The 11,837-nt window shown below is 36.4% G+C and carries 3 protein-coding genes; all 3 read left to right on the forward strand.

Features of this window, described 5'->3' with window-relative positions; genetic code table 11:
• Window positions 1-58 precede the first annotated feature (58 nt).
• Window positions 59-3,229, forward strand: coding sequence for a TonB-dependent receptor (locus ACODSB_RS14650; RefSeq protein WP_488937598.1), 3,171 nt, complete (start codon window positions 59-61; stop codon window positions 3,227-3,229).
• Window positions 3,230-3,325: 96 nt separating this feature from the next.
• Window positions 3,326-3,799, forward strand: a complete 474-nt coding sequence (locus ACODSB_RS14655) for a DUF6495 family protein (RefSeq protein WP_488937599.1) — start codon at window positions 3,326-3,328, stop codon at window positions 3,797-3,799.
• Between the two features lie 1,242 nt (window positions 3,800-5,041).
• Window positions 5,042-11,837, forward strand: a 6,796-nt coding sequence (locus tag ACODSB_RS14660; protein WP_488937600.1) for an Ig-like domain-containing protein, incomplete at its 3' end; no start/stop codon positions are given.

Below are 11,837 nucleotides of genomic sequence, written 5' to 3' on the forward strand. Positions count from 1 at the left end.
ACGAGTGGTTTTTTTTTTGCCTAATTTTGAGGGAATTAACTCACTCAAAACCAGGAAAATGAAAAAACTATTTGCATTAATGTTATGTGTTTTGGCGTTCACAGCAGCTACAGGACAGACTACAACGTCGAGTATAAAAGGTATTGTAAAGAGTTCAGGTAATGAACTATTACCGGGAGCTGGTATTTTAGCGGTTCATACTCCAACTGGAACTAAATATTCTGCCGTTTCCAATGAAGATGGAAGGTTTAATATTTTGAATATGAGAATTGGCGGACCTTACAAGATTTTGGTAACTTTTGTTGGATATCAAAGTCAGGAATATAATGACATATATCTGGATTTAGGAAAGCCATTTAATATAGATGTACTTCTGGCTGATGAAAGTCAGACTCTTGAAGAAGTTAAAGTCACCTCAAAAGATAAAGTTTTTAAAAGCGGAAAAACCGGTGCAGAAACGACAATTGGAAGGAGAGAGCTAACAGCTCTGCCAACAATTTCAAGATCGGCGGAAGATTTTACCCGTTTGGAGCCAACAGCAAGCGGCGGATCTTTTGGTGGTAGAAATGATCAATATAATAATTACTCTTTAAACGGAGCAGTTTTTAATAACCCTTTCGGACTTGACGCTGCTACTCCCGGAGGACAAACAGGTGCTCAGCCCATTTCATTAGATGCAATTGAGCAGATTCAGGTTGCTACGGCTCCTTATGATGTAACATTGTCCGGTTTTACAGGAGCTTCTGTAAATGCGGTTACTAAATCGGGAACGAATGAAATTCACGGAACTGCTTATGCTTTTTACAGAAATCAGGATTTAACGGGAAGTAAAATTAAAGGAGAGAAAATATTTGTACCTTCATTAGAGCAGACTCAGGCTGGATTTAGTTTGGGAGCGCCAATCATTAAAGATAAATTATTCATTTTCGGGAATTTTGAAATTGATAAACGAAGTGATTTGGGTTCTAATTTTGTAGCCAATAATAATGACGGCGTTACGGGAATTAATGAATCAAGAGTTTTGGAATCGGATTTAATTGCCGTTTCTGATGCTTTGGCAAAATTAGGTTATAATACTGGGGCTTATCAGGGATTTAAACATGAATCAAATTCAAGTAAAGGAATTATAAAAGTAGATTGGAATATTAATGACAATCATAAATTAGCGGTTATTTATAACTTTCTTGATGCTTCAAAAGATAAACCGGCTCACCCGACAGCTTTAGGTTTTAGAGGGCCAAATGCTTCTATATTACAATTTCAAAATTCAGGATATCAAATCAATAATAAACTGAGTTCTTTTTTAGTGGAGTTGAATTCTAAATTTAGCGAATCGGTATCGAACAAACTGCAGGCAGGTTATACTCATTTTAATGATTACAGAGATCCTTTTTCTGTTCCGGCGCCTGTTATAAATATTCAGGATGGGGCAGGATCGAATTATATTATTGCAGGTCATGAACCATTTTCTATCAATAATACTTTAGATCAAAAAGTAATTCAAATCACTGATAATCTAACTTATACAGTTGGTAAACATGCTTTTACTTTTGGAACTTCTTTTGAAAAATTCGCTTTTAAAAATTCTTTCAATTTAGCGGGTTATGATAATTTCGGAAATCCAAATGGTTATGCAGGAACATTCTTTACACCTTATTTCACAGTCCAGGATTTCTTGACCGATGCGGCAAAACCATATGCTACAAGTATTATTGCGCAAAATCTTCAGTATGCGCAAGATATCTATAATTCAAAAAGTAACTTTGATGTAGGCAGCGACGGCGGTTGGAAACTGGCAGAGTTAAACGTAGGGCAGTGGGCGCTTTATGCTCAGGATGATATTAGTGTAAGCGATGATTTTAAATTGTCTTTAGGTTTAAGAATTGATAAACCATTATACTTTAATACTGCAGATTTGATTCAAAAATATATAGATACTGATAACGGAGGAGCAGGAAGAGATAATAGTATAGATTATTATAATCCGCAGACAGGCCAAGCGGTTAAATTGATTTCGACTGATTTGCCTAGCGACAGGATTTTATGGTCGCCTCGTATTGGTTTTAACTGGGATGTAAAAGGAAATGCAACTTCGCAGCTTAGAGGAGGATCTGGAATTTTTACAGGAAGAATCCCGTTTGTTTGGTTAGGAAATCAGGTAAGTGGCGCGGATGACAGCTTTTTTCAAATTATGGATCCGGATTATAAATGGCCGCAAGTTTGGAGAACAAGTTTAGGTTACGATCATAGATTTGAAAGCAATTATATTGTAACACTGGATTTATCACTTAATAAAGACATTAATGCAGTGCATGTGCAGAACTGGGGATTAAAACCTCCAACGGGAGTATTGGCTGGTGTAGATAACAGGCCGATTTATGTGGCTGCAGATCATGGCGCGAATAACGCATATGTAATGACAAATTCTGATAAAGGAAGTGCTTTTAATGCTTCTGTTAAAGTGCAGAAAACATTTGTAAATGGATTGTATGCAAGTATTGCTTATAATTATATGAAATCAAAAGACGTTAACTCTATTGAGGCAGAAATTACCGGAGATGCTTTTTCTTTTAATCCTGCTTTAGGAAATGTAAATAATGATGTGCTTTCGAATTCAAAATATGGAGATAACCATCGTTTTATTGGCGTAGCTTCAAAAAAATGGAAATACGGAAAGGATAAATGGGCGACTACAGTTTCTGCATTTTTTGAATATGCTCAGGGCGGACGTTTTAATTATACGTATGGAGGGGATATTAACGGAGACGGTTCTACTGTAAATGATTTGATTTATATTCCAACAACGGCTGAAATTGCTCAAATGACTTTTAGCGGGCCTGGTCAGGGCGAAGCTTTTGATAAATTTATTTCGCAGGATAAATATATGAAAGACAGAAGAGGGCAATATGCTGAGCGTTATGGCGCTATATCGCCTTGGAGGGGACGTTGTGATATTAAGTTATTACAGGATTATAATTTTAAATATTCATCGGCATCTGAAAAAACAAACACAATTCAGTTTAGTATTGATATTTTAAATTTCGGAAATTTATTAAATTCTGATTGGGGCGTTGTTCAGGTGCCAACTAGTGTTCAGCCTATTGGGGTAACTGTTGTTGGAAATACGCCAACATATACCTTTAATAATACTCAGACCAAAACATTTAGTTATGATGCTAGTTTAACCTCAAGATGGCAGGCTCAATTTGGTGTTAGATACATTTTTTAGTAATGACAAAAAAGTTATAAATTTGCCCTCGCATTTGTGAGGGCTTTTTTTTATGACTAAAAGTTCTTTTTAAAGCGTTTAAACAATAAATAATAGATGAAGTACGCAAGATTAACAAAAGAGCAGTTTGATGAATTGCATGCAGAATTTGCAAGTTTTTTAGCAACTCAGGCAATAGATAAAGCAGAGTGGGATTCTCTTAAAATAAATAAACCAGAAGTAGCAGAGCAGGAACTGGATGTTTTTTCAGATTTAATCTGGGAAGGTGTTTTGGGCAGGGCAGAATTTTTAGAGCATTTTTCAAAAAATCATATCTTTTTGTTTCATTGTTTTGATACTTATGTGCAATCAATAGTTTTGAAGTCATTAGTACCCGAAACTGATTTTTTGAGTAAAGAAGGTTTGCAATGGCTTAGTGATAATATGTTTACGGATAATATCGAAATGAAAGTGGGGAAAAAGGTCTTTACTGAGGATAGAAATTCTTCTATTTTTGAATTGATCAAACAGGGCGCTTTTTTAAGTGACGGACAATTATTTACTCAAATTAATACAATTTTAGAATCTTAGGCCGTAATAAGTTCATTTTCAAAATATTATAAAAGGATAAGCAATTGTGTTAATTGTTTATCCTTTTTTTAATTTTTTAACTATTGTTTAGACTTTTGTGTTTTCTGATACCCGTATTTTTACGCGGTTTTGTAATAATAATTAAAATTTTAAGATTTTATTTAATTTCGGTAAATTTTAGACCATTACATACTTAAAATTGTTAAATATCAATCGATTGCGTAATTTTTATTGTAATTTTAAACTTACAAATATTAATTTTAACACAAAAACGTTAATATTTTTAAGCCTTGAAAAAATGGGATGTTTATCTATTAAAAACTCCGTATTTTCTTATATTAACAAAGATTAGCTAATTTTTAATTTTCACTTCGCGTCAAAAAAATAAGAATTTTATACTTGTTTTATTCTTTTGTTTTTTTTAATTTTAGAATACAAAAGTTAAACAAAATGTTTTTTAGGTTTTCTTCAATAAAAATCAAGAAAAATTTATCTGTTGAACTTTTAAGATCAAAATATACTATGTAATAATTATAATCGAATCGGCTTTATAATAATAACTTTAATCGCCCTGCTTATGGAACTGACATTTACTTTCTTTATTATTGAGTTTGCATTAGGTCTTCATATTATTTTAGCTTTATATTTTATTATTCTGAAGAAAAACAAACTTCTTCACTCTTTTGATTATCCTTCTTTTGTTACAGACTTTTTTCAAAAGTTTTTAATATTCAATTCTAAATATTTAAAGTGTTGTCTGCATTGCGTAGACGATCATGTTGTACATTAAATTTTATTTTAGTGGACAAATCTTTAATGTCTAATTGATTCAATTTAGGTTTTGATTTATCTAAAATGAAAATCATAGAAAGAGTAATCAACTTTCTATTTGAAATTGGTTAAATATTATTGAATTCAAATTCTCCCCCCTACACTTTAAATTTTCTTTTATGAAAATTAATTTTAAACAAATCACTTCATTTGGAAGATTGGTGTATATCAATATTTCCCAAAAGTTTCGAGATTTTTTTTATTTGAAGAAAATAAAAAGACCTCAATTGTATACTTCGGTATACTAGACACAACGTAATTTTTTTAATGAAAATTTAAACTATAGTCTTTATGTGCTAAGGATTTGTTTTAGAGTTTAACTAATTGATTTTTAATGTTTTTTTTAATTGCCTAAGCATACGTGCTTATGGCAGCAGGTATTTTATTGTCCATTTTCTAATCTTCCAAATTATGAAAAAAAAATTTACTTTTTGTAGTCTCAACTTTCAGAAGAGATTATTCGGACTATTATTTTTATTCTTATTGTGCACGAATTCATTTGCGCAGACTATTTGCAGACCAACGTCTCAAACAAATAGTCAGGGCGGATTATTGTGCGTAGGATTAAATGTAGATAGTCCGGCCAACGCTTATGACAGCGCGGGCTTAACGACTTTTGCAACCCTGACCAATGCTGTTGGAGTAGGCTGTTTCGTTGAAGAAACACTGACCTTGAACCAGACAGCAAGAGCAGGAGATCAAATTGCAATTTATTTTGGTACAGGAAATGGTTTGCTGGATGTTGGATTGCTATCTAATGCATCTCTTCAAACTAAATTGTCTGGCGTAAATGTAGGTTCAAGTGTGGCTTTAAATAGTCCGCTCCTGAACTTAAATTTGCTTTCAGGAAATACTGTAGCAGTTGCAAAGTACACTTTAACAGGTGATGCAAATCAGGTTCAAATTCAGGTTGGCGGACTTTTAAGTCTTTTAGTCAGCTTACGAATTTATGATGTCCGATTAGAATTTGCACAGCCAACAGTTGCCGGCGGTTTAACGCAAACGGTTTGCGCCGGAGCTACACCAACCCTTACAGCAACTCCTGCTGCAGGAACTACACTTGCATGGTATAGCTCAGCAGCGTCGACAACACCATTAATAACAGGAAACAGTTTTACAACTCCTGCATTAAATGCTAATACTACTTATTATATTGGTATTTCCCGTGCAGCCGGATGCGAAGGCAATGTTCGAGTACCGGTTGTTCTTAATGTTTCTAATCCAGTTGCACCAGCAGTTAATAACGCTGGAACTGCTATTTGTTCTACAGGGGCAACGCAGCAGACTACTTTAACGCTTTTAAACCCAATTCCAGGAACAACATACTCCTGGTTTTCTGTTGCAAACGGAGGAATAGCCTTGGCAACAGGAACAACATATTCACCTACAGTACCTTTGGGTACTACAACTTTTTATGTAGAAGGTGCGATAGGAAGTTGTGTAAGTCCTACGCGTACTACAGTCAATGTAGTTTCTACAGCAGTTCCTGCAACACCAACTGTTTTGACACAAAGTGTTACGATTCAGTCAGGTCAAAATGCAACTTTAAACGCAACAACTTCTGAAGTTGGTGCACAATTAAATTGGTATGATGTACCTACAGGAGGGACACCAGTTGCAACAAATACACCAACTTTTACAACACCTATTTTAACTGCAACAAAAACATATTTTGTTGAAGCTCAAAGTCCAAACGGAAGTTGTGTTAGTGCAGTAAGAGTTCCAATAACCGTTACGGTTCAGCCGGCAGCTTTAGGCGGATGTCTTGAAGCGAGCAGTCAGCAGACTACCCAAAATGGTTTATGTTTATTGTGTAGTTCCACAAATCCAAATAATTCGGTAGATGGAAATCCTGCAACAGCAGCGAGACTTACCGTTCCAATTGGTTTAATTAATGGATGGGTTCAGCAGACATTACAATTTACTAATCCGGGTAAAACGGGTGACATTGTTGATGTTGAATTAGAGTTACCAGGCGGATTAGCTGATCTTTCATTATTAGGTGCAGTTAGTCTGGCAACATATAATGGAGCAACTTATAATAATGACAGGGTTTCAATTAACAATCCATTAATTACTTTGCAATTATTAAGCGGAGATCGTTTTAGAGCAAGCGTAGTTGCCGGAGCCAATTTTGATCGTGTAGAAATTCGATTAGGAGGTTTGGCAACAGTACTGACAAATTTAGATATTTATCAGGCTACTTATAGATATAAAGCTCCGGTTATAACAGGAAATACAACCATTTGCAGCGGACAAACAACAACATTAACTGCTGCTCTTGCAGTTGGTGAAACTGTTAATTGGTATAGCGCTGCGACTGGCGGAGCTTCACTAGCTTCTACAGCTGCATTTACAACTCCGGCTTTAACAACAGCAACAACTTATTATGTTGAAATAACAAGAAATGGCTGTGTTAATAGCGAAAGAAATCCAGTTCAGGTTTTAGTAAATAATCCTGTATTACCGGTAATCGATGTTTCTCCATCAACAATATGCAGTGGAGGAACAACGACTTTAACTGTTCAGACTCCGGTGGCAGGTACTACTTATAATTGGTATGATGCTGCATCTGGAGGAAATTTGGTATTTACAGGAACTTCATTTACGACACCGGCTTTAACAGCAAATACAAATTATTATGTTGAAGCAGTTATTGGAAGTTGTTCAACACCAACACGTACGGCTGTAAATTTAACGGTAACTCCTTTACCTCCTGTACCAACTTTTGCTTCTCAGGATGTTATTATACAATCTGGACAAACAGTTACGTTATCCGTTTCAAATCCGGTTGCGGGTGTTTTCTACAATTGGTATGATGTTGCAACAGGTGGTTTACCTATAGCTACTAATACGCAAACGTATACACCAAGTCCAGTTTTAACAGCAAATAAAAGCTATTATGTTGAGGCAGTAGATGTAGCAACAAATTGTGCAAACCCAGTAAGAGGAGTTATTAATGTAATTGTAATAAATACTATTAGTACTTGTTTGCAAGCAAACTCTCAGGCTATTGCAAGAGGAGGAGTAGTTTTGGGCTGTATTACATGTACATCAGCCAATGACGCAGCTTCTGTTGACGGTAACAATGCAACAGCAACTACACTTACAATTCCTTTAGGATTATTGGATTACATACAACAAACTTTAACTTTTACATCTCCGGGTCAAGCAGGGGATATAATTGATGTTGAGTTGGGAATTCCTGTTGGTTTACTGGATATTAGTGCTCTTTCTAATATTAGTTTACAAAGTTTTAATGGAGTAACTCCTAATGCAGATCAGTCTAATATTAACAATCTTGTTAATGTTCAGCTTTTAGGTGGTAACCGTTTTAGAGCAAGCTTTGTTGCTGCCGGTCCATTTACAAGTGTACAAGTTCGATTAACAGGAATACTAAGTGCACTTGTATCTTTAGATATTTATGATGCTTCTTACAGATTTCCAAATGCAACAATAACAGGAGCTTCGGTACCAATTTGTTCAGGACAGACCGCTTCTTTAACCGCTTCTTCAACAGGTACAGAAACCTTTACTTGGTACGATGCACCAACAGGCGGAAATATTGTAGCTGTTAATCCAACGCTTCCATTAACTTCTACTACAACATATTATTTAGAAGGAACTCGTGGAGGAACTTGTATTAATAGTTTACGTCAGGCTGTTACAGTTACAGTACTGCCAATTCCTACAGATGCTGATGTTACAATTGCAACTCCAGTTGAGGCGACTTGTGCCGGAGGTGCCGTTTTAACTCCAACATCATCAACAATTGCAGGAGCAGAGTTTAAATATTATACAGATCAAAATAAAACTCAGGAAATTATAACAGGAACTACTGTAGCAGCTCAACCGGGAGTAACATTTACTAAAGATGCTATAACAGGAGAACTTACTATAGCAGGTTTAAATGCTGCAGGAACACCTTATAATTATTTCGTATCAATCTTAAATGGCGGAACTTGTGAAAATGTAAATGGATCATTAAAACAAGTAACCGTTAACTTCCCTTCAACTACTGTTTTAACTGTAAATGCAACGTTAGCAGGTTGTGGAAGTGCCAATTTAGGAGATGCGATAACTAATTTTGATTCCACAGGAAATACAACTTATACTTTTTATGATCCATCAAATAATGTAATAACTGCAGATGCTGCGGCTAATATTACATTAAGTGGTGTTTATTCAATTTTAGCTCAGGGTAACGGAGTTACTTGTCCTTCGGTACAGCAATCTGTAACGGTGACAATAAATGCATTACCGAGTTTGGTTGTAACAAATCCATCAGAATCAGTAAATATTGGTTCGAATGTTACGTTAACAGCGACATCAACCGGAACAATTTCGTGGTTTGATCCGCAAGGAAATGCTTTAACAGGCCCAACATTTACTACCGGAGTTTTAAATACGCCGGGAGTTTATACTTATACAGTTGTTGCCAGTGACGGAATTTGTTCCAGAACTGCAACTAAAGTAATTAACGTAATTGATCTTAGTAACTGTCAATCTTTAACAGAAAGAGTTTATGCAACTGCACAAACAATGGGATCAATAGTTACGGGAACGGTTACTGACGGAGCAAATGCAGTCGACGGTAATCCGCAGACATTCTCTACAATTACTACAGGTTTAGGACTTTTAGGAGTGGGCACAACCTGGCAAAATTTAACTTGGCCGGCGCCAATTGCAAAAGGAACACCAGTAACTATTAAATTGGGTTCTGAATTAAGTTTATTAGCAGTAGGTCAAAATTTATCAGTAATTGGAACAATTGGAGGAGTTGATATTGGAACAATGCAGTCTGTATCAGGTTCTTTATTGAATTTAATTTCTGGAGATAACACTTATGAATTTACTTTTGTTCCTTCAGACGCTTCAGGTCCGCAGGATTATGACGGAATACGTATTCAGTCAGCTTCACTATTAAGTGCAGCCCAAAATACAAAAGTATTCGACGCACATTATAACAGATCAGTTTCAAGTGTAGCTTGTACGCCTGGAGATATCCGCGATATCTTTTATGGCGCAGCTGATTTAGGAATTGGAGCTGTCACAACTGCAGTAGGAGTAAACGATGCATGGAATATTGCAGACAATGACATTACAACTTTTGCAACAATGTATAGCGGATTAGGAGTTTTGGCTGCTGCCGATTTAACGGTTGAATTCAAAACACCATCTGTTGTAAGTGATACACTAAGAATTGTGATCTCAAAACCGGGAGCACTTTTAGATGTTAATTTATTGACAGGATTTACGATTCAGCGTTATTTAGGAAGTGTTGCCGTTGGGGCTCCAATTCAAAATACAAGTACATTATTGAGCTTAAGATTATTGCCAGGAAATTCAATGGCAGTGGCACTTGTTACTTCACCAACAGAAGTTTACGATAGAGTAAGAATTCGTTTGGGAGGAGTTGCAGGAGTACTAGATTTCTTAAGAGTTCATACAGTAGAAAGAGTTGCAAACACAACCGTAATAGGAGCCGATCCGGATAATAAAATAACGGTCTGCCCGGGAACAGATATAACGCTTCAAATACCCGAAGAAGCCTGTTCAACTTATATTTGGTATGATGCACCAACAGGAGGAACTGCACTTGCTACAGGAATTACTTATACCGTACCAGCCAGTTTAACAGCAGGAATCTATAAATACTACGTTCAGCCAGTACGTTATGGCTGTGAAACTTTTGCAAGAGGAGAAGTAACAGTTGAAATCAAAGCTTCTGCTCCGGTAAATGCTTTAACAAATATTACTTTAAATGGAGGAACAACAACTTCAATTTGTTCTCCTTCAGGAACGGTAACTTTAGCAACAAGTTTAAGCGGAACACCAGTTGTAACAAATCCGGTTTATTACTGGTATAGCTTTAACGGAACTACAGCTCAGTTGATTGCTGGAGAAACAACTGCACAGTTAATCGTTAACGGATTAGCTCCGGGAACTTATACCTATTATGTAGGAGTTAGCGGAGATCAATTTTGTGAAACTGCAGTTGCAGACAGAAAACAAATTACATTCACAATTCTGCCTCCTTCAACTGTAAATGATATTTTAGTTGATGATTTAACAGTTTGTCACAGCGTGCCAGCATCATTGACTCCAACTGCACCAACATTAACAAATCCGGTATTTACCTGGTATTTAGATGCAGCCAGAACACAGCCTATAACAAATGGTTCAGTTATAGCAGGAGTTACGTATACAATCAATGCAGCAGGTGTTTTAACCGCTGTAGGATTAACAAAAGCAATGAGTCCAATTACTTATCACGTGGCAGTTGCCAGCGATAATACTTGTGAAAATCTTGCAGGAACATTACAAGATGCTGTAATTATTATAAGTGACCCAAATACACCGACAACTACAGATGCAACACAAGATTTCTGTTTAGTTGATGCACCAACAATTGCAAGTATTCAGGTAAATGAATCAAATGTATTTTGGTATAATGTTTCAACAGGTGGAACTGCAATTCCATCTACAACAGCAATAACAACAGGAACTTATTATGCGGCGGCAACAGACGCTATTACAGGTTGCGAAAGCAGCGTAAGATTAGCTGTTGCAGTAAGTGTAACCGATCCGGGAACACCAACAACTACAGATGCAACACAAGATTTCTGTTTAGTTGATGCGCCGACAGTTGCCGATATTCAGGTAAACACGCCAGGAGTTGGAACAATAGTTTGGTACACAGCTGCTACAGGCGGAACAGCGATTCCAACTACAACAGCATTAGTAACAGGAAACTATTACGCTTCAATCTTGAACGGAACAACAAACTGCGAAAGCAACGTAAGATTAGCAGTTGCAGTAAGTGTAACCGATCCTGGAACACCAACTAGTACAGATACAACACAAGATTTCTGTTTAGTTGATGCGCCAACCGTTGCAGACATTCAGGTAAATACACCAGCCGTTGGAACCATAGTTTGGTATGCTGCTGCTACAGGCGGAACAGCGATTCCAACTACAACTGCTTTAGCAACAGGAACATACTACGCTTCAATTCTAAATCCAACAACAAACTGCGAAAGCAATGTTAGATTAGCGATTGCCGTAAGTGTAACAGATCCGGGAACACCAACTACAACAGATGCAACACAAGACTTCTGTTTAATTGATGCACCAACAGTTGCCAATATACAGGTAAACACACCAGCCGTTGGAACAATAGTTTGGTACACAGCTGCAACAGGCG

This window comes from Flavobacterium sp. FG68 (assembly GCF_057808895.1).